The sequence below is a fragment of the Gemmatimonadota bacterium genome (assembly GCA_041390125.1).
GTDB lineage: Bacteria > Gemmatimonadota > Gemmatimonadetes > Longimicrobiales > Gaopeijiaceae > JAGQIF01.
Genome location: JAWKQN010000022.1, coordinates 37,110 through 59,674, shown reverse-complemented (window position 1 = coordinate 59,674; position 22,565 = coordinate 37,110). Strand labels below are relative to the sequence as shown.

Genomic DNA, 22,565 nt, shown 5'->3' with positions numbered 1-22,565 from the left:
TTCGAGGTCCTGCACCGTGGGCCGCGGCGGGGCGGCCGTGGACTCACATGCCGGGATCGTCCGCCGAGGGTCCATACATGCCGGGCAGCGGCACGTCGTTCATCCGCAGGTAGACGCCGAGCTGGGCGCGGTGGTGGATCATGTGGTTGAGCACGAAGCTCCGCAGCACCGCCACCTTGGGCAGCGCGAAATAGACCTGCTCGCCCTGGCGCATGGTCCAGGTGCCCATGAGTTGCTCGTCGCTGGCGTTCGCCAGGACCTCGCGGGCCTTGGCCAGGCTGTCGTCGAAGCGCTTCAGCAGGTCCTCCCGCGATTCCATGATGTAGGGCGTGTAGTCCGCGACCGCGAAGTCCATCTCGTCCGTGAGGATGGTCACGCCGGTCCAGTCCGGCAGCTCGGCCAGGTGGCCGGCCAGCCTCGCCATCGGCATCGACTTCTCGTGGGGTGCGAACTCCCCCTTGCCTTCGGGCACCCGCTCCAGGACGCGGCGCAACTGGGCGAACTCGTGGTCGAACTCGGGCAGGATGGACTCAGCGATCATCGAACGGTTCCTTCGGTGGGAGTGGATACACGCAGGAGACGCAGGGGACCCCGGCGAGGCGGGGACGATCCCACGCGCGGACGCTGCGACCGGGGCGGCGTACGCGGCGGGCGGACGGACGTCCCCCACGCATGCCTCGATCGCTGCATGGGGGATCCGATCAACGGAGGGTGCTAGAAGAGGCGCACCTGGAAGCGCAGCAGCCGGCCCGGTCGGGGCAGCCCGCACTGATCGTAGAGGGCGGTGTCGGTCAGGTTGTCGACCGAGACGCGGGTCTCGAGCCGGCTGACCAGACCGCCGCCCGCGCCCGCCGGGAGCGACCAGGTGCGGCCGACGTCGGCGTTGAACCAGGCGCCCCCGTCCAGCTCCACGTCGGCCCCCGTGTCCGGGTGCTGGCAGAACTGGTTGCCCATGTAGCGCACCTCGGTCATCGCCGACACGCCGGCGGCGAGCGGGAAGCGCGCGAACATGCTGCCGGCGACCTCGGGCAGGTTCTCCGGCTCGGTGGAGACGCTGGCCGTGTCGATGAGCTGTACCGACTGGACCGTGACGTTCCCGCCCACCGTCAACCGGCCGAACGATTGATTGAGCAGGAGCTCGGCTCCGGTGCTCTCCAGGCGATCCGCGTTGACGCGCATCCGTAGCCCACCCGGTAGCGTGATGCGCCGGATGGCATCGCTCAGCCGGTGGTGGAACCCCACGACCTGCACGTCGCCGTCGCCCAGCCGGCTGGTGACGCCGCCTTCGAGCGCCACGAGCCGTTCGGGGTGCAGGTCGGGATTGGGCTGGAAGCGATTGAGCGACTCCGAATAGACCTCGCGCAGCGCGGGGAAGCGACCCCGTCGGCTCGCGCCCACGTGGACGATGGTGCCGCCGTCGTTGACCACGGCGGACAGCCCCGCGCGCGCGCCCCAGTCGTCCAGGGTGCCGAGCGAAGGCAGCCCACCGGTCTTCGGCGTCGTCCCACGGTCGTACGCTCCGCCCACGCTCAGGCGCAGGGACTCGATCGTGGCGTCCGGCGTATCGAGCAGACGCCAGACGGTCTCGGCTCCGAGCGACAGCAGCTGCTGCTGGTACTCCAGCAGATCGCCGTCGGTCGTGGCGTCATGGTGGATGTCCGCGAACGTGAACGCCGCGTTGAGGTCACCGCGGGCACCGAGCGTGTGATCCCCGACGAGGCGCAGCGTCGTCGTGCGCGCCTCACCGATCTCGGTCCCGTCGATCTCGTCGTAGGCGCGGGTCGTGTACGAGTCGATCTCCGTCCTGCCCATGTCCAGTCCGACGCTCGCCTCGAGATCGCCGGTGCCCCACGGCGTGTCCCGATGACCCGTGCCGCCGGAGAGCGCCATGATGGTCCGATCGATGTGCGGGTAGCGCCACAAGCGAGGCTGCTCGGCGTCCAGCTCGCCCGCGATGCCACGCTCGGCGCGGAAGCCGGAACCGGAGAAGGAGAGCCAACGGCCCCCGTCTCCCTGGAAGCGCAGCGCGGCGAAGCCGCTCAGCTCGTTCACGTCGGTGTTCAGGCGGAGCGCGTCATTCGTGGATACGGGCTCGCTCACGCCGTCCGGGAGGGTGGCGCCCGGTGTGTCGCGCAGCCCCCCGCCCGCGCGGAACAGCCACTGCCCGCCGTCCGTCTCGAAGGGCTTGCTGCCATGGACGGACGTGCCGTATCCGCCCACCTCGTCGACGCCCGCGCTGAACTCGAGCGAGGAGCGGGTGGGGAAGCGGCTGCCCCGAGCCACGTTCATCTGCACCACGCCGCCCAGCACGTTGGGGCCGTAGAGCATGGAGGAGAGGCCGCGGATGAAGCTGATCTCCTGTGTGGCGCCCGCGGGCAGCACCGACACGTCCGTGCGTGCGTCCCAGCTCAGCGTGAGCGGGACGCCGTCCAGCAGCACCGCCACCTGCCGGGACTCCGAGCCCCGGACCGAGATCTCCGCTTCGCCCCGGGAGTTCGTGCGCACGTGCACGCTCGGCAGCTCGCGCAGCACGTCCTCCACCGTGGGCGCCACGGCCAGCGACATGGAATCCATCTCGATCTCGTAGGCGCTGGCCCCCCCGACCGTCGTGACCGGGCGCGTGGCGACCACGCGCAGCTCCCCCAGACGGTAGACCGTGGTGTCCGCCCGGGTGCTGTCGGGCCGGGCCTGGGCCGTCAGCACTGTGGGCCCGAACACGAGGGCCGCGGCGAGGAGCACGGGGCTGGAGCGGAGCAAGAGGACCTCCGGGAGCGGGTGCGGCGGGCAGCACTGACGATACACGGGCCCCCGCGGAGGGTGCCAGGGAGGCCCGAGGGAGCGCGGCGGTGCCCGAGCGCGGGCGGCTTCGGGCCCGCCGCCCCACCCCCGGGCCCCGCCGCCCGGGGGCGTGCGCCCCGGAGCGCGAGACGGCACCTTCCCCTCCGCACACGACCGGAACGCGGAGGAGCGATGGGTCGGAGCCGAGGGGGGTGGGCCGGCCTGCTGCGAACGGGGCTGGCCATGCTGGCGACCGGATGCGCCACGGCGCCGCCCGCTGCCGTGGCGCCTCGCGACGGGCGGGTGGACATCGTCTTCCTGCACCTGAACGACGTCTACGAGATCACACCGGTCGAAGGAGGACGCGCGGGAGGCCTGGGCCGGGTCGCCACGTTGCGCGAGAGATGGGCGGCCCAGGAGCCGGTGCTGGTCACCACCTTCGGCGGCGACCTGCTGAGCCCCTCCGCGATGGGGACGGCGCGGGTGGACGGGGAGCGGCTGGCCGGGGCCCAGATGGTGGCCGTGATGAACGCGGTGGGGCTCGACCTCGCGGTCCTCGGCAACCACGAGTTCGACGTGCCGGAGACGTCCTTCCGGGCCCGGCTCGCCGAGTCCCGCTTCCAGTGGCTCGCCGCCAACGTGACCGACTCGCTGGGGCGGCCGTTTCCCGGCGTCCGGCCCTGGGTGGTCCGCACGGTCGGGGACGCGCAGGGCGACACCGTGCGGATCGCGTTCGTGGGCGCGGTCCTCCCGGACGGGGCGCCGGATTGGGTGCGGGTGGGCCCGGCCCGGTCCACCCTGGAGGCCGCCGCGGCGCTGCTGGCCGACTCCGCCGACGCGGTCGTGGCGCTCACCCACCAGACCGTGGCCGAGGATCGGGCGCTCCTCGCCGCCGTGCCCGGCATCGCGCTGGTGCTGGGAGGGCACGACCACCATGCCATGCACGTCCAGGTGGACGGTCGGTCCGTGGTGAAGGCGGACGCCAACGCGGTCACCGTGGCGAGGGTGCCCTTCGCGGTGGGCCGGAGCGGGAGCCGGACCGGGCCCGTGGAGCACGTGCCGGTGACGGACGCCATCCCGGAGCAGCCGACCACCGCCGGGGTGGTCGGCGATTGGGTGGAGCGCGCGTTCGCCGGCTTCCGCGTCGCCGGCTTCGAGCCCGAGCGCCGGGTGGCGAGCGTGGCGGAGGACCTCGACGGCCTGGAGGCGTCCGTCCGGACGGGACCGACCGCGCTCACGGTGCTGATCGGAGAGGCGATGCGCGCCCAGGATCCGGACGCGGACGTGGCCCTCTACAATGCCGGGTCCATCCGCTTCGACGACGTCCTGCGCGCCGGGCCGGTGACCGAATACGACGTGATCCGCGTGCTGCCCTACGGGGGAACCACGTTCAGCGTGCGGATGCGCGGGGACGTCCTGCGGCGGACGCTGGAGCAGGGGGAGCGCAACCGGGCCACGCCGGCCTTCCTGCAGGGGGTGGGCGTGGCGCGCGCCGGCGAGGGATGGACCGTCGGAGGCGCGGCGCTGGCGGAGGACCGGTGGTACCGGGTGGTGCTGCCGGACTTCCTCCTGACCGGGCGCGAGCGCGGTCTCGCGTTCCTGCGGTCGGGCTCGGAGGGTCTGGAGGTCCTCGAGGAGCACGCGGACATCCGCCGGGCCGTGATCGCGGAGCTGGAACGGCGCCCGGAGCGCTGAACGTCGCTGTCCGCCACGCGCGATCGCTGGGCAGACGCTGTCACTTCTGCTTGTCTCGATGTAAAGTCAGGGTTACATGTTCGCGCCTCCCCACCGGGACCGCGACGAGCGCGCCCTTCGCCTCCCTCTCCGTCGCCCGATGACCGACGATCCCCTCCTCCAGGCCGACGTCCGCCGCCACCGGGAGGCGAGCGGCCTGTCGCAACAGGCCCTGGCCGAGCGGGCCGGGATCAGCCGTCAGGCCCTGGGCGCCATCGAGGCGGGCCGGCAGGTGCCGTCCACCGCCGTGGCCCTGCGATTGGCCCATGTCCTGGGGTGCGGGGTCGAGGACCTCTTCCGTCTGGCCGGAGCGGCCGGGCTGGTGGCGCGGCTGGCCGCCGGCCTGGCCCCCGAGCCCCGGCGGGTGACCCTCGGCCGCGTCGCGGACCGGTGGGTGGCCCACGCGCTCGAGCCCGACGGGGCCCGCGCGGCCGACGGCCTCGCCGTGGGCGCGCCCTCGCCGGACGGCACGCTCCGCGTCGAGCCGCTGATCGATCCGGAACGGGCTGCGGCCACCGTCCTGGTGGCGGGGTGCGCCCCCGTGCTGGGCGCACTGGCGGGCCGGGTCCAGGATCGCTACCCCGACACCCGCGTGGCGTGGATCCCCGCGAACAGCGAGCAGGCCCTGGCCCTGTTGCAGGACGACCTGGTGCACGTGGCGGGGGTGCACCTGGCCTCGGAGCCCGGGGCCGAGCACGCGGCGCTGGTGCGGGCCCGCTTCCCGGGCCGGGCGCTGCGCCTGGTGACGCTGGCCGAGTGGCGCCTGGGTCTCGTCGTCCCTCCGGGGAATCCGGAGCGGCTGCACGCCGTCGCGGATCTGCTCCGACCCGGTGTGCGTGTCGCGGTGCGGGAGCCGGGGGCCGGGGCGGCCCATCTGCTCGAGCGGGGCCTCGCCCGTACGGGCACCGCGGCCCGGCCGACCGCGTCCGTCCCGGCGGGCAGCCACGCCGACGTGGCGCAGGCGGTCGCGTCCGGGGCGGCCCACGCCGGGATCGCCATCGAGGCGGTGGCGCGGGCGCGCGGGCTCGGCTTCGTGCCCCTCCTGGAGGAGCGCTTCGACCTCGCCGTCCCCGCCGCGCTGGCCGCGGAAGGGCCGGTGGCGCGGTTCCTGGACGTGCTGACGGACCGCGCCTTCCGGCGGGAGCTGGAGGCGCTGGAGGGATACTCGTCCGCGCGCACGGGCGAGAGCGTGCTCGTGGCGCCGGAGGGGAGCGCCTGGTGAGCGGCCGGGCGCTGTTCGTGGCGGCGCTGCTGCTGGCGGCAGCCGGCTGCGGTCCCGGGGCCGAGGGGCCGCGGCGCACGCTCGTGGTCTTCGCGGCCTCCTCGCTCACCGAGGCGTTCAGCGATCTCGAGCACCGCTTCGAGGCTGCGCACCCCGGGGTGGACGTCGTGCCGAGCTTCGCCGGCAGCCAGGTCCTGCGCCTCCAGATCGAGCAGGGCGCTCCGGCGGATGTCTATGCGTCCGCGGATCCGGCCCACATGGAGGCCCTCGCGGCCGCGGGGCTCGTCCACGAGGCGCGCACCTTCGCGCGCAACCGGCTGGTCGTGGTCGTGCCCGTGGCGAATCCCGCGGGCATCGAGCGCTTCGAGGCGCTGCCGCGGGCGCGGAGGCTCGTCGTGGGCACGGCCGAGGTCCCGGTGGGGCGCTACACGCGCGCGCTCCTGGAGGACGCGGCGGTGCGCTTCGGGCGTGCGTTCGCCGACTCCGTGCGCGCGGCGGTGGTCTCGGAGGAGACGAACGTGCGTCTGGTGCTGGCGAAGGTGGTGCTGGGCGAGGCCGACGCCGCCTTCGTCTACGCCACGGACGCCGCTGCGTCCGGCGCGGTGCGCATCGTGCCCGTGCCCGAGGGGCTGGGTCCGCGGGCGGAGTACCGCATCGCGACGGTGACCGGAAGCGCCCAGCCCGACCTCGCCCGCGCCTTCCGCGCGCTGCTGGACTCCGACGAGGGCCGGCGCGTCCTGTCCGCCCACGGATTCGAGCCCCGGTGAGCGCGAGCCCGCGCACGCCCCGCGACGTCCGGTTCGGCAGGATCGGCGGCTCGGGCGGTCCGGTCGCGCATCTCCTCGCGGTCGCCCTGCTCGGGTGTCTGATCCTGCCCGTGGTGGCGCTCGTGCTGGCGGGCTCACCGGCCGCGCTCGGCGCCGGCTTGCGCGATCCGGCGCTGGGCGCGGCCCTGCTCCTGTCCCTGCGCACCACCCTCTTCAGCCTCACGGTGGTGCTCGTGACCGGCACGCCGCTGGCGTGGTGGCTGGCCCGTTCGTCGTCGCGCGCGCGGCGCCTGCTGGAGCCGTGGGTCGAGCTGCCCATCGTGCTGCCGCCTGCGGTGCTGGGTGTGGCGCTGCTCGACGCCTTCGGGCGGGGCGGCCTCTTCGGGCCCGCGCTCTCCGCCGCCGGCGTGCAGATCCCCTTCACCACGGCCGCGGTGGTGCTCGCCCAGGTGGTGGTGGCCGCGCCGTTCTACGTGCAGTCCGCGGCTGCGGCCTTCCGCGAGGTGGACGACGACCTGCTGATGGTGGCGCGCACCCTGGGCGCCTCTCCCGCGCGCGCGTTCCGCAGTGTGGCCGTGCCGGCCGCGCTGCCGGGGCTGGTGTCGGGCGCCGCGCTGTGCTGGGCGCGCGCCGTGGGGGAGTTCGGCGCCACGCTGCTGTTCGCGGGGAGCCTGCCCGGGCGCACGCGCACGCTGCCGCTCGCCATCTACACCGCCCTGGAGACCGACCTGGACGCCGCCCGCGCCACCGCGGTCGTGCTGGCCCTCGTCGCGGTCGGGGTGCTCCTGCTGCTGCGGCTGTCCATCCGGGTGTGGTCACGGCGGTTGGGGCGGGGGGGAGGGGCGGCGTCGTGAGCACGCGTGACCCCGGTGCGGACGGCGTGGAGGGACCCTCCGGGCCGGGCTGGGATCTTCGGCTGCACGGCCGGATCGGTTCGCTGACGCTGGACGTGGAGATGGTGCTGGGGTCGGCGCCCACGGCGCTGGTCGGCCCCAACGGCGCGGGGAAGACGACCCTGCTCCGGATCCTCTCCGGCGCCCGCATCCCCGTGTCGGGGCACGTGCGGGTCGGTGGGCATCCGCTGTTCGACTCCGCCGCCGGCATCGATCTGCCGCCCGAGCGGCGTCGCCTCGGCTACGTCCCGCAGGGCTACGCCCTGTTCCCCCACCTGTCGGCGTTGGACAACGTCGCGTTCGGTCTGCACGGCCTCGCGCGCTCCGAGCGGCGGATCCGCGCGCGCGCCGTGCTCGCGGAGCTCGACGCGGCCCACCTCGCGGAGCGGGCACCGGCGACGCTGTCGGGAGGGGAGCGCCAGCGGGTCGCGCTCGCGCGTGCGCTGGCGACCGCGCCCGACGCGCTGCTGCTGGACGAGCCGCTCTCCGCGCTCGACGCGCGCTCGCGCCGGGAGACGCGGCGCTTCCTGGCGGACTACCTGGCCGCCCGGGCCCGGCCGGCGCTCGTGGTCACGCACGACCTGCGCGATGTCGTGGCCCTCGGCGGTCCCGTCGTGGTGCTCCTCGACGGGCGGGTGGCACAGGCGGGGACCGTGGCCGAGCTGGCGGCGCGTCCCGCGGACGACTTCGTCGCGGAGTTCTTCCAGGCGCCTGTGATGTGAGATGGGCGGACGCCTCGGCGCTCCGGGGCGACGGCGCTGCCGACGCGGGGTGCTTCTGCAGTGACCGGCTAGTGCCCGCCGTGCGGGCCCTGCCCGTCTTCCGATCGACCGCGCGCGACATCGGCCGGGTGCAGGACCGGCACGCGCACCACCACCTCTCCCGCCCGCGCGAGTCGGAAGGAGACGTCCAGCGTGTCGCCTGCGATCGGGGGTGCGGACACGCCTTCGAGCATGCCGTGGAGCGCCCCCGGCGCGAGCGTGAGCCGGCCCCCTGCCGGGATCACCAGGGAGGGCACGGCCTGCATGCGCATCACACCCCCCTCGTGCACCATCTCGTGCAGGCTGCCCGCCCGGGCTCCAGGGGCCGAGAGCCCGAGTAGCGTATCCGCCACGGTGCCGCCGTTGACCAGCGTGGCGTACACGGACACCTGGGCCTGCCCGAGCGGATCGGCTGCGGCCGCGCCCTGCACGTCCACACCGGTCCGGGAGCGCCACTCCAGGTTGAGCAGGGCGCGGACGCCGGTGGCGATCACGTCGGCATCGAGCGCGTCGGGGGGGTAGCCGTAGCGTCCCAGGCGGTCGGGCGTGAAGACGAACAGCAGGCCCGGGTGCGCGACCTCGTAGGGCCCCTCCTCCGGGTACTCCTGCGGGGGGCGGCGGAAACCGAGCTGCGCGAGGATGGCGTCCAGCTCCTCGAACGTGGGGCTCAGCCCCACGAAGCTCGGGTCCAGGTTGGCCAGCCAGGGCGCCAGCACCTCCGGCGTGTCGCGCGGTGGGTCCATGCCCACGAAGACGGTGCGCACCTGCTCCCGCTCCGCGGGCTCCAGGCGCTCGAGCGCCCGGGCCAGCGTCGCCATGGTGATGGGGCAGATGTCCGGGCAGTGGACGTAGCCGAAGTACAGGAAGGTGATGTGGCCCCGCGCTTCGGTCCGGAGATCGAAGGGACGGCCGTGCTGGTCGGCCATCTGGACGCTGGGAAGCCGGTAGGGCTGCACGAACACCTCGCCTCCCAGCGAGTCGAGGAGGCGGGGGAGCGGGTCGCCCTCGGGCGCACCGCAGCCGAGGGCCACGAGCGCGAGCAGGGACAGGGAGCGGGCCGGAGTACGCATGATGCGCCGCCTACCCCCGACGGCCGGGTGGGCTCCCTCCGCCGGTCAGAGCCCCTGGCGGACGTGACGGCGGATGGCCTCCGCGGCGCGTTCCACGTCCTCCATGGAGTTGTAGAAGTGCGGCGAGAAGCGGATCCCGGGCCGGTCGGCGCCCGTCCGGTTCGCGCACACGATGCCCTCCGCCTCCAGCGCGTCCGTGAGGCGCCGTGGGTCGAGCCCGGCCGGCTCGAAGGTGAGCACCGCGGCCCGCCGATCGGCGTGCGGTGACGTCCACATGCGCACGCCGTCGATCGCAACGAGGGCATCGTGGAGCGCGGTCGCCAGCTCCCGGCTGCGCGCTTCGATCCGGGCCTGGCCGATCCCGGACAGGAACTCCATCTGCTCGCCGAACGCCTGCAGCGCCGGCTCGTCCCGTTGACCGAGCCCTTCGTGCGTGCGCGAGAGGCCGGTCTCGCCGGTGTAGGCGCTGTAGACGCTGGGCCAGAAGCGCTCCTGCACGCGCGGGTTGACGTAGAGGACCCCGGTCTCCTTCGGGCCGCACGGCCATTTGTGCGCGCTGCCGGAGTAGAAGTCGGGATCCAACGTCGACAGATCGACGTCCAGCAACCCGAAGGACTGTGCACCGTCCACCAGGCTCAGCACGCCGCGCTCGCGGGCCAGCGCGCACAGCTCGGCAGCGGGCATCAGGTCGCCGGCCGTATTGGTGAGATGCGTGAACGCCAGGACGCGCGTGCGCGGCCCCAGCGCGCGCGCGAAGGCTTCCACGTAGCGATCGGTGCCGGGGTGCGGATGGATCGGGTCCACGATGGTGACGGTGTAGCCGAAGCGCCGCGCCTTCTCGGTCCACGCCTGGTGGTTGCTGGGGTGGTTGTCCCCGAAGAGGACGACCTCGTCCCCCGGTCCCAGGTCCAGTCCGGTCGAGACCCAGTTGTTGGCCTCACTCGTGTTGCGGGTGAGGAGGACGCTCTCCGGCGCGACACGCAGGTGCGCCGCGACCCGGCGTCGCGTCTCGGCCTTCACGCCGTGCATCTCGGCGCGGAAGCTCGGCAGGGGTTCCCGGTCCAGCCGCTCCGTCAGCGCGTGCACGCGCTCGAGCGTCGAGCGCGGGGAGGGGCAGAGGTTGGCGGCGTTCAGCACCGTCAGATCGGGTGGCATCAGGAAGCGGGCGCGCACGTCCTCCCACAGGCCTGCTCCCGACGTCCGGACGGGCAGGGCGGCGTGCGCCAGGCCAGGGTGCCCGAGGAACGCGGCCGAGCCGCCGAGGGCGAAGAGACGGGCGAACTGCCGACGATCGAGCGAAGCGGTCATGGGGCCTCCGGGGCGGAGGGAGTGGAAGCGCCCAACATGCGCGGGAGCGCGCAGCGACGACAGGGGTGGCAGCGAGGATGCCGCGGGTGCCGCGCGGTCCCGCGGGCTGCTACGGCCCCACGTGCACGACCAACCGCCGTGCCGAGCCGCGACGCCGATGCTCCCAGACGTAGATCCCTTGCCAGGTGCCCAGCGCCAGCCGGCCGCCCAGGACCGGGATGGACAGGGTGGTGGACGTGAGGGCCGCGCGGATGTGGGAAGGCATGTCGTCCGGCCCCTCGGACGTGTGCGTGAACCACGCCTGTCCCTCCGGCACCATGCGCTCCATCCAGCGCTCCAGGTCGTGCCGCGCGGACGGATCCGCGTTCTCCTGGATCGTGAGGCTGGCCGAGGTGTGCCGGATGAGGACGGTGCAGAGGCCATCCGTGCAGCCGGCGTCGGTCACCACGCGCTGGATCGCAGGGGTGACCTCGTGCAGTCCCTGACCCGTCGTGCGGACCGAGATCTCTTCCACCATGGGTGGGAGCGTAACCCCCGACACGTGCAGGGGGCCATACGATGGCGTCGTGCCGCAGGCCGCCCGCCATCATCCGGATCGCCCGCGGGCCAGGGTGCGGAATGCGCGTCGCTCAGTTGCCGAAGCGCGCGTCGCCCACGATCCGCTTCCAGGTACCGGGTTCCAGCGTGCCGTCCGCGGGAACCCCGTTGATGAGCGAGAGCGTCTCCACGTCGGCGCCCGGGCTGTGCTGACGGGCAAAGGCCTGGAGATCCAGCGCCGTGCCGATCCGGACCAGGTCCAGGCGACGAGGCTCGACGTCCAGGGTGGAGGCGTCGCGTACCGCACCGAAGCTCCCCATCGTCTCGCGGAACGTCCCTTCCCAGCTCGCGAAGGCCGAAGCGCCCGTGTATCCGAGGATCTGGTAGACCCGACCCTCGTACTCGATGGCGGCGACGAGGCCCCGGAGCGTGCCCTGCTCCGCGTCGGCCTCGAAGCCGCCGACCGCCGCCGGGAGGCCGTCGATGCGGGTGGTGGAGGCCTGGCCCAGGCGAACGCCGTCCTGCCCACCGAACGCCTGCACGGCCGCGGAGGCGGAGGAGCCCTCCACCAGCGTCAGCTGCAGCGCCGCCTGCTGATCCGGGCTGGAGCCCACGACGGCCTGCGGCAGGTTGCGCGTCTGCCAGCCCTGTGGGAACTGGAGCCGGAACGCCAGCTCGGGGTGCAGGAAGACCTGATCGCGGAAGAAGCCGTTGCGCGGGTCCTGCCCGTAGACGAGACCGTCCACCTGCTGCAGGTAGGCTGCGCGCTCCACCACCGGATCGGCGAGGTCCACCGTGTCCTGGTCGATGCGCTCGGCGATCCGCTCCAGCCGGTCCGCGGGCGCGGGGTGGGTGGACAGCCACCCGGGTGTTCCGGATCCTCCCGCGCTCTCACCCACACGCTGGAGCGTGCGGAACACATCCAGCATCTCGCGCGGAGCGTAGCGCTCGCGCGTCATGTAGCGCAGTCCCAACTCGTCGGCCTCCCGCTCGTCGTCCCGGCTGTACTTGAGGAACAGCAGGTTCAAACCGGTTCCCAGGAGTCCCTGCGTGGTGGAGCCGAGATCGAAGACGGCGGCGCCGAGCCCGGCCAGCCCCCCGAGCACCTGTTGTTGGCTCAACTGATTGACGCTGTGGCGCGCGGTCACGTGCCCGATCTCGTGTCCGAGGACGGCCGCCAGCTCCGCTTCGGACATGAAGGTCGCCAGGATCCCGCGCGTGACGTAGATGAAGCCACCCGGGAGCGCGAAGGCGTTGACGCCTGGATCGTCCACCACCTGGAAGCTCCACGGCAGGTCGGGCCGTTCCGACTCGGCCGCGAGGGACTGCCCGATCCGGGAGACGTACTCCTGCAGCTCCGGATCCTCCACCAGCCCAATGGATGTCTCCACCTGTTGGGCGGCCTGCTGCCCCATCTGGATCTCCTGCTCCTCGGAGATGAGGGAGAGCTGCGTGTCGCCTGTCGCGGGATTGGTGGCGCAGCCGGCGGCCGCGAGGCCGAGCGACAGGCCGAGCAGCGCGGTCGGGACGAAGGAAGGCTCGATGCGCATCGTGTGTGGCTCCGGGGGGGACGAGGGTTCGGTGCTGCCCTCGAGGATTCCACATCCGTGCCTGGCGAGAGCCTACGGGATCGGGCGGACGGGCCCCGGATTCCACCGGGAGTTCGTGCACGGTGACGCGGACCGAAACACGCTCCACGTGCTGCGGGAGCAACCGGATCTCGTGTCCCCTCGCGTAGAGCGGTGGGTCCTTCGACCGGGATCGGCGGCGCTGGTCGGGACCGTCGCAGGGGATGCCGCGCGGTTCGCCGCACGCTAGGATCCATCCGGCCCGGCGCCCTCATGCTCGACGCTGGGCTGCGTCCCCTGAAGGAGTCGTCGACGATGTCCGCCCCGCGTCGGTTTCCGGCCCTGGCCGCCCGCCTGGTCCTCCTGCTTCCGCTCCTGGGCCCGCTCGCCTGCGGTGGGGGAGGGGGGCCGCCGGCCGCCGCGCCGCTGTCGTTCGACGTGCTGCTCCCCGAGGGCGCGGCGGAGGGCGCGGTGGACGGGCGGCTCCTCCTGCTCATCTCCGCGGATACCACCGGCGAGCCCCGCTTCCAGGTCAACGACAACGTCACCAGCGCACAGGTGTTCGGCGTGGACGTGGAGGGGTGGGCGCCGGGCACGACCCGCACGGTGGATGGCAGCGCGTTCGGCTATCCGGTTCCAGCGCTCGGGGGGCTCCCGGCCGGACCCTATCGCGTGCAGGCGCTGCTGAACCGCTACGAGACCTTCCGACGTTCGGACGGACACGTGGTGAAGCTGCCGCCGGACCGCGGCGAGGGGCAGGTGTGGAGTCGCAAACCCGGCAACCTGCATTCGGTGGCGGCGGCCCTCCAGGTGGACCCGGGCTCACGGACACCGCTGCGCCTGGAGCTCACCGAGACCATCCCCGCGATCCCCGATCCGCCGGAGACCCCGTTCGTGAAGCACGTCCGGATCCGGAGTGAACGGCTGTCCGAGTTCTGGGGAACGGACATGTACCTGGGCGCGCACGTCCTGCTGCCCGCCGGATTCGACACGCACCCGCAGGCGCGCTACCCGCTCGCCGTCTTCCACGGCCACTTCCCGTACGACTTCGGCGGCTGGCGCGAGACGCCGCCCGACCTCGACACGCCCTGCGAGTACAGCGCGCGCTTCGATCTGGACTGCTACAACCATGTGCAGGATTCCGCCGCCTGGGCCCTGCACCAGGAGTGGACGGGTCCGGACTTCCCCCGGATGCTGGTCATCGAGATCCAGCATGCCAACCCGTACTACGACGACTCCTATGCCGTGAACTCCGCCAACCTGGGGCCCTACGGCGATGCCATCACGTACGAGCTGATCCCCGAGATCGAGCGGCGCTTCCGCGGGCTGGGGGAGGGATGGGCGCGCTTCCTGTACGGCGGATCGACGGGCGGGTGGGAGGCCATGGCCGCCCAGGTGTTCTATCCCGACGAGTACAACGGCGCCTTCATCGCCTGTCCCGATCCCATCGACTTCCGGGCCTACACGGTCGTGAACCTGTACGAGGACCGGAACGCCTACTACACGGAGGGGCCGTTCCGCCGCACCCCGCGCCCGGGATTCCGGAACTACAAGGGGCACCTGACCGCCACGCTCGAGCAGATGAACCACCGCGAGATGGCGATCGCCAGCCGCGGGCGCTCCGGCGACCAGTGGGACATCTGGCAGGCGGTGTATTCGCCGGTCGGCGAGGACGGGTATCCCAAGCCCATCTGGGACAAGCGCACGGGGGAGATCGACCCCTCGGTGGCCGCCTACTGGCGGGACAACTACGACCTCACGCACATCCTGCAGCGGGACTGGACGACGCTGGGGCCGCGCGTGGCGGGCAAGCTGCACATCTACGTGGGCGACATGGACAACTACTACCTCAACAACGCCGTCTACCTGGCGGAGGAGTTCCTGGAGTCCACGACCGATCCCTACTACGCCGGAGAGGTCGACTACGGCGACCGTGCCGAGCATTGCTGGAACGGGGATCACACGCGCGGGAACGGGTACTCCCGGCTGCGCTACATCCAGATGTTCGCACCTCGCATCGTGGACCGGATCGAGCGCAGCGCACCGCGCGGCGCCGACCTCACGAGTTGGCGGTACTGACCCTCCCGACCCTGGAGATCCCGATGCCCCGTTCAAGATCGCGCCGCGTCCCGCGGGTCCCCGCCGCGCTCGTCGTCCTCACGGCCTGCGCGCCCGCGGACGACGGTCCGACCTCGGACGTCGCGCTCGATTCGCCCGCGGTGGACGCGGCGCTGGCCGCGGTGCGCCCCGCGGCGGTGGAAGGCCACATCCGCGCGCTGGCGGCCGACAGCCTGCTCGGGCGGGCGCCGGGTACGCCCGGCTACGAAGGGGCCTCGCGCTACGTGGAGACGCAGCTCCGGGACCTGGGACTGGCGCCGGCGGGGGAGGACGGGGGCTTCCGCCAGGCCGTGACGCTGCGTGAGAGCCTGGTGGACGCGTCCGCCAGCCGCATGACGCTGGAGCGCGAGGGCCGCTCGCTCCCGCTGGAGTATGGCACGGACTACTACCTGTCGCCCGACCCCAACCGCGAAGACGCCACCGTGACAGCGCCCGTCGTCTTCGCGGGCTATGGGGTCAGCGCCCCCGGGTTCGGCTATGACGACTACGAAGGGCTGGACGTGGAGGGGAGGATCGTCGCGGTCCTGAGCGGAGCGCCGCCGTCCCTGCCCTCGAATCCGCGCGCCTACTATTCCTCCGGCGGCGTCAAGCGGGACGAAGCCGCCGCACGCGGGGCCGTGGGGTTGATCTCGTTCAACGCGCCCGACGATCCGCGCTTCCGCTGGGACGTCAGCGTGGCTCGCGCACAGCGCGGAGGGTTCGCCTGGACCCGGGGCGAGGAGACCAGCGCCGGCGAGAGCCCCATCCAGGGATCCGCGACCCTGAACAGCGGCGCCGTGGAGGTGCTCTTCGCCGGTTCGCCCGTGCCCCTGGATTCCGTGCTGGCGCGCGCCAGTGCGAGCGTCCCGCAGCGGATGGAGCTCCCGGTCACGGCGACACTGACCACCCGGACGCGCCACCGCAGCGTCGAGAGCCACAACCTGGTGGCGCGCCTGGAAGGGTCCGATCCCGACCTGCGCGACGAGCACGTGGTCTACGTCGCGCACATCGACCATTTCGGCGTCGGGGTCGCCGTCGACGGGGACTCCATCTACAACGGCGCTCACGACAACGCGTCCGGGTCGGCCATCGTGTTGGAGATCGCACGCGCCTTCACCGCGCTGCCCGCAGCGCCGCGCCGCTCCGTCGTCTTCCTCTTCGTCACCGCCGAGGAATGGGGGCTGCTCGGCTCCGACTATTGGGTGCGGCATCCGACGGTCCCACAGGAGAGCATCGTCGCCAACTTCTCGTTGGACATGCCCTTCCTGTTCCATCCTCTGCGCGACATCGTCCCCTACGGTGCCGATCACTCCACGTTGGACGACGACGTCCGCGCTGCGGCGGCGCGGATGGGATTGGCGATCGGACCCGATCCCATCCCGGAGCAGGTGCTCTTCATCCGCAGCGACCACTTCAGCTTCATCCGCCAGGGGATCCCGGCGCTCTTCATCAAGAGCGGGTTCGAGACGGGTGATGAGCGCGACGGCTCCGCCATCAACGCCGCCTGGCGCCGGGACGTGTATCACACGCCGCGGGACGAGGCCGATCAGGGGTTCGACTTCGCGGCGGGGGTGAGCCACGCGCAGGTGAACTTCCTGACGGGGTACCATGTGGCCATGCGGCGCGCACGGCCCACCTGGAAGGCGGGCGACTTCTTCGGTCGGATCTTCGGGACGCCGCCCGCATCCTGAGCGGCGCGCGGGTCGGACGCGTTCAGCGCGCCGCGCGGATGCGTCGGCCCAGGGCGTCGAGGACGTCCGCGAGCGTGTCGGCGTCGGGAAGCGCCTCGGCCTCCAGCTGTGCGTACAGGGTGGCGGCGTCCGCCCACGCGTTCGCGTCGGCGTAGGCCAGGGCCAGCTCCGCGCGGGTCGCGCGTACCCAGGCGGCATCGGGTGCTGCAGCCGTTTCGAACAGGCCGAGCGCCGTACGCAGCTCGCGGGTCGCCTCCGCGGGCTGTCCGCTCCGCCGGAGGTAGCCGCCCAGGCGGAAGCGGGCACCGGCCGCCTGCGGGGAGTCCGCGCCCGCCCGGGCGCTGATCGCGGCGAGCGCCTCCCGGCGCAACGACTCGGCCTCCGAGGCGGTGCCGAGCCGCTCCAGCTCGAGCGCCAGCGCCTCCAGCAGGGCGGCGGGGACCGCCGCGCGCCCGTCCAGCCGCTCGCGCACCGCGATCGCCTCCCGGAAGTGCCGCGCCGCCTCGGCGTGGTCGTCCCGCAGCGACAGCACCTGCGCCAGGTTGGCCATCGTGGATGCGACCAGCGGGTGGTCGCCTCCGTAGGCGTCACGCTGGAGCGCGAGGCTCCGCTCCAGGAGGGCGCGCGCCTCCTCCATCTCGCCGGCCTGGCGGAGCGCCGCCGCCAGGTGGCCCATCGTCAACGCCACGTCCACGTGCGAAGGCCCCAGCACGCGCGTACGACGGGCCAGCAGGTCCCGATACAGGTCGATGGCGCCGTCGAAGTCGCCCTGAGCCACCCGGAAGGCGGCGAGGTTGGTCTCGACGATCAGGGTGCGCTGATGGTCGGGGCCACTGACCCGCCGGAAGGTCTCCACCGCGCGCGTCGCGGTGCCGATCGCTTCCGGGAGGCGTCCCAGTCGATACTGGACGACCGCGAGATTGCTCTCCGTCACCGCAACCCCGCGGTCGTCTTCGCCGAGGGCGGCGCGCCGCATCTCCATCGATTCCCGGTACAGGCGCTCCGCCTCCTCGTAGTCGCGCGCGGCTTCACGCACGACGCCGAGGTCGTTGAGCGAGCGCGCCAGTTGCTCGTGTCCCTCCGGATGGAGCGTCCGCCGCAGCGCCACCGCCGTGCGCAGGAGGGAGTCCGCCTCTTCGAGGCGCCCACGCTGGTGGAGGATCCAGCCCAGGGTGTTGAGCGACGTGGCGACGTCCCCGTGCTGCGGGCCGAAGAGGTCGGTGCGCAGCCGCAGCCCCGCGCGTGCGTGCCGCTCGGCCTCCTCGAAGAGCCCGAGCTTCTCGTAGCCCTCCGCCAGCACGTCCAGGAATTCTCCCCGCAGCTCCGGGTCGCCGACCTCCTCCAGCGTGCGAGCGCGCGCATCGAGAAGGGCGCGGGCCGTGGCGTTGCCGCCCAGCGGCAGATCGGGCCCCGTGGCTCCAAACGTCTCCAGCAGGAACGTGCGGACCTGGAAGGCCTTGTCACGTTCGTGCGCGACGCGTTGCGATTCCTCCTGGATCCGGTGCGCCTGCGCGCGCGCGACCGTCGTGGAGGCGAGCAGCGTGACGGCGAGCAGGCTGCCGATGCCCACCGGGAGCCGATGGCGTCGCACGAACTTGCCGGTGCGGTACCCGAGCGTGGTGGGTCGGGCCAGCACCGGCAGCCCGTCCAGGTGACGTTGCAGGTCCTCGGCGAGCGCGGCGGCCGACGTGTAGCGCCGATACGGCTCCTTGCGCATCGCCTTGAGCACGATGGTGTCGAGGTCGCCGGTCAGGGCACGTCCGCGTGCGCGCACCTGTGCGTCCGGGTCGCGCAGGAGCGCCGCGCTGGGTGGCGGTGGCTCCCGCTCCAGGATGCGGTCTTCCAGCGCGCGCCCGCTGAGCCCTCCATCCCCGAACGGCCGCCGACCGCCGAGGAGCTCGTGGAGCAACACGCCCAGGGAGTAGATGTCGGTCGCCGTGGTGATGGCCTCCCCGCGGATCTGCTCCGGCGACGCGTACTCGGGGGTCAGCGCGCGATGCTCCGTGCGCGTCAGTCCCACCGTTCCCGCATCCGCGTCCAGGATCTTGCCGATCCCGAAGTCGAGCAGCTTGGGCGTCCCGTCCTCGGTGACGAGGACGTTGGCGGGCTTGATGTCCCGATGGACGATGAGGCTCTGGTGCGCGTGCTGCACCGCCGAGCAGAGCGTCTGGAAGAGGCGGATGCGGGCGGGGATGTCGAGGCGTTCCGCATCGGCGTGCTGGTCCACGGGCACACCGGGCACGTACTCCATCACCACGTAGGGACGCCCGGCCCGATCAGTGCCGACGTCGAGCAGGCGTGCGATGTTGGGATGGCTCAGGGCCGCGAGGATCCGACCCTCGTTGCGGAAGCGGCGATCCGCCTCCGGACCTCCCAGCTCGCCCCGCACGCGCTTGACCGCGACGAGTTGGTAGGGATCGTCGCGCACCGCGAGATAGACATCGCCCATCCCCCCGCCGCCGAGCGGGCGGACGATGCGGTAGGGACCCAGCCGCTCCTCCGCGTCGTCCGCCGGGCTTCCCCGGATGTGCAGCACCGGGGTCTGGAGGAATGCGGGGTCCGCGTCCAGCTCGTCGAGGAGGCTCATGATCTCGGCGGCCAGCGTGGTGTCCCCCGCCGTCACCTCCGCGAGGAACGCCGCGCGCTCGTGCGGGGGCCGCTGGGAAGCCGCATGCAGCAGCTCCTCCAGCCGGCGCCAGTCGGCCGGGCTCACCGCGCTCCGTCCTCGGCGCCGTCCACCGGGCCGGCCCAGCCGGGAAGGTCCTCGCGGAGCGCCCGGCGCAACCAGGCACGCGCGGCATCCCAGCTCCGACGCGCCGTGATGGGGGCGATCCCCATGGCCTCGGCGATCTCGTCGAAGGTCAATCCGCCGAAGAAGCGATATGTCACCACGTGCGCACCGCGCGGATTGACGCGCTCCAGGTCGGCGAGCGCCCGTTCCAGCGCCACGAGCTCGGCCACCTGAGCCTCCGTGAGCAGGTCGGCGACCTCGTCGAGCGGGACGTGCGCGGCGCCTCCACCACGCTTCGCCGCCTGACGCGCCTCCGCGTGGTTGATGAGGATGCGGCGCATGGCCTGCGACGCGACGGCGAGGAAATGCGCGCGGCTCTGCCATTCCACGCGCGACTGATCCACCAGCTTGAGGTACGCCTCGTGCACCAGCGCGGTCGCACCCAACGTGTGCCCGGGTCGTTCGTGGCGCAGCCGCTGCGCCGCCAGGATGCGCAGCTCCTCGTAGAGCAGGGGCAGCAGATGGTCCACGGCCCGCTCGTCCCCTCCGCGGAGGTCGAGCAGGAGGCGCGTGACGGCGCCGGACGACGGGGGATCGGGGCTCGGGAGCATGGGCGCGGGGGGCTTCGGTCCGGCCTCCGCGACAGGGCGGAGCCTGCCCCAACCTGCGCCCGGGGGCGCACGGTGAACAAGCCGGCCCGGCCCAGGCACCGGACCGGCTCGTCCACCAGGCGCATCAGAAGCGGAAGTCGAGGCTCAGCGCGACCTTTCCGCTCAGCAGCCCGTTCCCGTCCGCATCCACGCCCACGGCGGCCAGCCAGTACTGCTGGCCGGAGCGGAGCGGGAGCGTGCTGAAATCCACCGTCTCCCGGAAGTAGTGCTGGAACCACGACCCATTGTCCTGCACGGAGACGGTGCTGCCGGTGCCCAGCGGCATCCACACGTCGCCCGCGCCGTCCAGGCCGGCGGTGCCGATCAGGAACCGGGCACCGACCACGGGGAGGCTGGCCCCCGCCGGAATGCGGGCTTCGACCTCGAGCGCCGCGCTGGTGGGCGATGCCCCGCAGCCTCCTCCCTTGTCCACGCAGACGGTCGGAGCCGACTTGATCTGCCACCAATCCATCCCGCCCACCGGCCCGAAGGTGCCGGGGCGCGGGCTCAACGTGCCGCCCAGCGCCAGCTCCGTGGTGGTGGTGTTGCCCCCGGCATCGCGGATCAGGGCGCGGAGGCGCTCCAGGCCCCGGATGGTGCCGCTGGGTCGGGGGAACGACGCGCTCTGCACCGTCTCCAGGCTGCCGTACGGTCGCAGCGTCGCCGCGAGCGTATGCGACTGCTCATAGATGTCGTCGAACCGCAGCGAGATCCGACCCGGCAGCGTTCCGATCCGGATGGTCCCGTACTCCAGCCACATCTGCTCCTTGTACAGATCGAAGTCGTCGCTCGCATCGACCGCGAAGGATTCGTCCTGGCCCGCGGCCAGCGTCCCGTCCCAGGAGACGGTGGGGGAGAGCGTGGGCGCGACCTCGTCGCGCACGTACCGCAACGCCGTCGAGAGGCCGAGGTTGCCCGCCTTGTCGCCCGCGCCGATCTGGAGCGAGTACCACCCCGGGTTCGGGGAGATCGACCAGGCGTCGTAGCGGAGCGGTGTGGACAGCTGCACCTGCACGGGCTCGCACGTGCCGCCGCTCGCGTCCCCCGTGATGCAGGCATCCGCCGGCGTGAGACCCGGAGCGTAGCGTTCGAGCCGGGCCCAGGTCTCCGGGGAGAGACCACTCGCGGCGTCGCTCGCGGTCCAGGCCGCCAGCGAACCCGCCGGATTCGTGGCGCGGTCCGCCAGGAATCCGCTGCCCGTGCTCCACGAGATCTGCGGGCCGGTGAGGTCCACCCCGATGCGGTAGTCGACATTGCCCGCGCGGAAGCGATGCTCCGCCGTGTTGTCCATCGCGTCGCGGCAGAGGGCGGCCAGGTACCGGCTGAGGCCGGTGGTCTCCGCCATGCCGTCCGTCGACGTGAACGGGGTGAGCGAGGCGTAGGAGTCGCCGATCCGCATCTCGCACCCGGTGAGGCCTGCCCCGAGGTCCACGACGGTGGGGGACGGATCCGACCACCGGAAGCCGGTCACGGCCGCGATCTCCTCCGCCGTGAACCCTGCACCATACCAGCGCTCACCGACCGGCGGGAACGTGAACGCGCCGTCGAAGGTGGGGCCGACGTAGTCCAGACCGAGCTCGTACGGCGCCGCCAGGCGGAGCGAGCCGTCGATCACGACGTCGAACACGGGCTCGCGCACCCGCGATCCGTCGCTCCGACGGGCCCAGATGGAGTCGAAGCGGAAGGTGCCCTCCACCCCCGCCAGCCCCGCCGGATGGGTCTGCGAGGAGGGGAGGACGAGGTTGACCACGCCGCCCACGGCATTTCCGCCGTAGAGCGTGCCCTGCGGACCGCGGAGCACCTCGACCAGCTCGAGGTCGGCCGCGGTCAGGTCCAGGCCGTCCAGGCCCACCCGGCGGATCTCCACGTCCAGGCCGCCCGGCATGTAGAGCGTGCCGTTCAGCGCGACGGACGAGCCTCCCAATCCGCGGAGGCGGAGCGTCGCGCCCGATGGGTTCTGCGCGTTGATGGTGCCGCCCTGCGCAACGGTGCCGACGGGGACGCCCTGCAGGGTGGCCAACGCCGCGGTGACGGAGGTGGTTCCGTTCTGCAGCAGGTCGCCGCTGATCGCCGAGACCGGCATGGGCACGTCCACCGTCGCCTGCCCGCGCACGAAGGCCGCCGCGGCCGCCCCACCGCCCCCACCCGCGCCCCCCGAGACGGGCGCGCGGCCGAAGGGGACGTCGTCGAGAAGGATGGTGACGGTCCCCTCGAACGTGTTGGGCAGCCCGTCCCATTCGACGGAGACCTGGAAGGTCCCGGCCAGGGGGGCGCTGCCGACCGGCTGCCCCCCCTGGGTGATGGCTCCGACGGACAGGGTCGGCGCGGCGGCGCTCACCTGGACGGACACGTCCGCGCTCGCCGCGCCGGCCGTGGCCGTCAGGGTGGCCGTCCCGGCCGAGAGGGCCTGCACCCGGCCCTGGGCGTCCACGGACGCCACGGACTGGGCCGACGAGGTCCAGACCACGGACGCCGATCCTCCCGAGACGGTCGCCGAGACCGTGGCGGTGTCTCCGACCAGGAGGGCCAGGGAGGTGGGGGTGGCGCTCACCGTGACGGCGGGCGGATCGGTGCCGTCCGAACCGCTGTCGCAGGCGGCCAGGGCGGCGAAGACCAGCACGGTACAGAGTCGGAGCAGGGCGGGCGATCGCATGGGACCTCACGGCGTACGGGACCCGCCGGCGGGGGCCGGCATCTGTCCCCTACGCAGGAAATCCCGTCGCCAGCGCTCATCGACCTGGCCCGGGGGGGCGGCGTC

General features: G+C 72.9%; 16 protein-coding genes. 7 read left to right on the top strand and 9 right to left on the bottom strand.

Annotation, left to right across the window (positions count from 1 at the left end):
- Positions 1–43 precede the first annotated feature (43 nt).
- Entirely contained in the window at positions 44–541 is a 498-nt protein-coding gene (locus R3E98_19550; GenBank protein MEZ4425600.1) for a DinB family protein, read from the bottom strand.
- A 173-nt stretch (positions 542–714) separates the two neighbouring features.
- Positions 715–2,757 carry a TonB-dependent receptor gene (locus R3E98_19545; GenBank protein ID MEZ4425599.1) on the bottom strand — a complete coding sequence of 681 codons (2,043 nt, stop codon included), beginning with the start codon at positions 2,755–2,757 and terminating at the stop codon, positions 715–717.
- Positions 2,758–2,970: 213 nt separating this feature from the next.
- Here R3E98_19545 and R3E98_19540 point away from each other — a divergent pair, with 213 nt between their 5' ends.
- The 5 genes from R3E98_19540 (at position 2,971) to R3E98_19520 (ending at position 8,116) form a co-directional block, all read left to right on the top strand.
- Complete coding sequence (locus R3E98_19540; GenBank protein ID MEZ4425598.1) at positions 2,971–4,473, top strand: bifunctional metallophosphatase/5'-nucleotidase; 1,503 nt, start codon at positions 2,971–2,973, stop codon at positions 4,471–4,473.
- Positions 4,474–4,612: 139 nt separating this feature from the next.
- Positions 4,613–5,734, top strand: coding sequence for a substrate-binding domain-containing protein (locus tag R3E98_19535; GenBank protein ID MEZ4425597.1), 1,122 nt, complete (start codon positions 4,613–4,615; stop codon positions 5,732–5,734).
- On the top strand, positions 5,731–6,501 hold the full coding sequence (modA, locus tag R3E98_19530) for a molybdate ABC transporter substrate-binding protein (protein MEZ4425596.1): 771 nt from the start codon (positions 5,731–5,733) through the stop codon (positions 6,499–6,501). The genes R3E98_19535 and modA overlap by 4 nt, the downstream gene beginning before the upstream one ends.
- A complete protein-coding gene (locus R3E98_19525) occupies positions 6,498–7,355 on the top strand; it encodes an ABC transporter permease (protein MEZ4425595.1) in 858 nt (285 codons plus the stop codon). Before modA ends, R3E98_19525 begins: the two co-directional genes overlap by 4 nt.
- A complete protein-coding gene (locus R3E98_19520) occupies positions 7,352–8,116 on the top strand; it encodes an ATP-binding cassette domain-containing protein (protein ID MEZ4425594.1) in 765 nt (254 codons plus the stop codon). The genes R3E98_19525 and R3E98_19520 overlap by 4 nt, the downstream gene beginning before the upstream one ends.
- Positions 8,117–8,184: 68 nt before the next feature.
- On the opposite strand, the gene R3E98_19515 is transcribed toward R3E98_19520, so the two are convergent.
- From R3E98_19515 to R3E98_19500, 4 genes are all read right to left on the bottom strand, one after another.
- Complete coding sequence (locus R3E98_19515) at positions 8,185–9,225, bottom strand: SCO family protein (GenBank protein MEZ4425593.1); 1,041 nt, start codon at positions 9,223–9,225, stop codon at positions 8,185–8,187.
- 45 nt (positions 9,226–9,270) lie between these two features.
- A complete protein-coding gene (locus R3E98_19510) occupies positions 9,271–10,533 on the bottom strand; it encodes an aminotransferase class V-fold PLP-dependent enzyme (protein MEZ4425592.1) in 1,263 nt (420 codons plus the stop codon).
- 109 nt (positions 10,534–10,642) lie between these two features.
- Positions 10,643–11,050, bottom strand: a complete 408-nt coding sequence (locus R3E98_19505) for a secondary thiamine-phosphate synthase enzyme YjbQ (protein MEZ4425591.1) — start codon at positions 11,048–11,050, stop codon at positions 10,643–10,645.
- Between the two features lie 112 nt (positions 11,051–11,162).
- A complete protein-coding gene (locus R3E98_19500; GenBank protein ID MEZ4425590.1) occupies positions 11,163–12,620 on the bottom strand; it encodes a M48 family metalloprotease in 1,458 nt (485 codons plus the stop codon).
- A 333-nt stretch (positions 12,621–12,953) separates the two neighbouring features.
- On the opposite strand from R3E98_19500, the gene R3E98_19495 reads away from it, so the two are divergent.
- Positions 12,954–14,717, top strand: a complete 1,764-nt coding sequence (locus R3E98_19495; GenBank protein MEZ4425589.1) for a hypothetical protein — start codon at positions 12,954–12,956, stop codon at positions 14,715–14,717.
- Between the two features lie 23 nt (positions 14,718–14,740).
- The gene (locus R3E98_19490; GenBank protein ID MEZ4425588.1) at positions 14,741–16,426 is read left to right on the top strand and encodes a M28 family metallopeptidase; all 1,686 of its coding nucleotides are present in this window, start codon (positions 14,741–14,743) and stop codon (positions 16,424–16,426) included.
- A gap of 22 nt (positions 16,427–16,448) precedes the next feature.
- Here the strand turns inward: R3E98_19490 and R3E98_19485 are convergent, their stop codons facing one another.
- The 3 genes from R3E98_19485 to R3E98_19475 form a co-directional block, all read right to left on the bottom strand.
- Entirely contained in the window at positions 16,449–19,139 is a 2,691-nt protein-coding gene (locus tag R3E98_19485; protein ID MEZ4425587.1) for a serine/threonine-protein kinase, read from the bottom strand.
- Positions 19,136–19,768, bottom strand: a complete 633-nt coding sequence (locus tag R3E98_19480; protein MEZ4425586.1) for a sigma-70 family RNA polymerase sigma factor — start codon at positions 19,766–19,768, stop codon at positions 19,136–19,138. Before R3E98_19480 ends, R3E98_19485 begins: the two co-directional genes overlap by 4 nt.
- Positions 19,769–19,892: 124 nt before the next feature.
- The gene (locus R3E98_19475; GenBank protein ID MEZ4425585.1) at positions 19,893–22,460 is read right to left on the bottom strand and encodes a TonB-dependent receptor plug domain-containing protein; all 2,568 of its coding nucleotides are present in this window, start codon (positions 22,458–22,460) and stop codon (positions 19,893–19,895) included.
- Positions 22,461–22,565 lie beyond the last annotated feature (105 nt).

Excerpts from the sequence above, each read along its gene's own strand:
- R3E98_19510 (MEZ4425592.1), bottom strand. The coding sequence starts at position 10,533 with ATGACCGCTTCGCTCGATCGTCGGCAGTTCGCCCGTCTCTTCGCCCTC.
- R3E98_19550 (MEZ4425600.1), bottom strand. The coding sequence starts at position 541 with ATGATCGCTGAGTCCATCCTGCCCGAGTTCGACCACGAGTTCGCCCAG.
- R3E98_19505 (MEZ4425591.1), bottom strand. The coding sequence starts at position 11,050 with ATGGTGGAAGAGATCTCGGTCCGCACGACGGGTCAGGGACTGCACGAG.
- R3E98_19500 (MEZ4425590.1), bottom strand. The coding sequence starts at position 12,620 with ATGCGCATCGAGCCTTCCTTCGTCCCGACCGCGCTGCTCGGCCTGTCG.
- R3E98_19480 (MEZ4425586.1), bottom strand. The coding sequence starts at position 19,768 with ATGCTCCCGAGCCCCGATCCCCCGTCGTCCGGCGCCGTCACGCGCCTC.
- R3E98_19475 (MEZ4425585.1), bottom strand. The coding sequence starts at position 22,460 with ATGCGATCGCCCGCCCTGCTCCGACTCTGTACCGTGCTGGTCTTCGCC.
- R3E98_19490 (MEZ4425588.1), top strand. The coding sequence starts at position 14,741 with ATGCCCCGTTCAAGATCGCGCCGCGTCCCGCGGGTCCCCGCCGCGCTC.
- R3E98_19515 (MEZ4425593.1), bottom strand. The coding sequence starts at position 9,225 with ATGCGTACTCCGGCCCGCTCCCTGTCCCTGCTCGCGCTCGTGGCCCTC.
- R3E98_19495 (MEZ4425589.1), top strand. The coding sequence starts at position 12,954 with ATGTCCGCCCCGCGTCGGTTTCCGGCCCTGGCCGCCCGCCTGGTCCTC.
- R3E98_19540 (MEZ4425598.1), top strand. The coding sequence starts at position 2,971 with ATGGGTCGGAGCCGAGGGGGGTGGGCCGGCCTGCTGCGAACGGGGCTG.
- R3E98_19535 (MEZ4425597.1), top strand. The coding sequence starts at position 4,613 with ATGACCGACGATCCCCTCCTCCAGGCCGACGTCCGCCGCCACCGGGAG.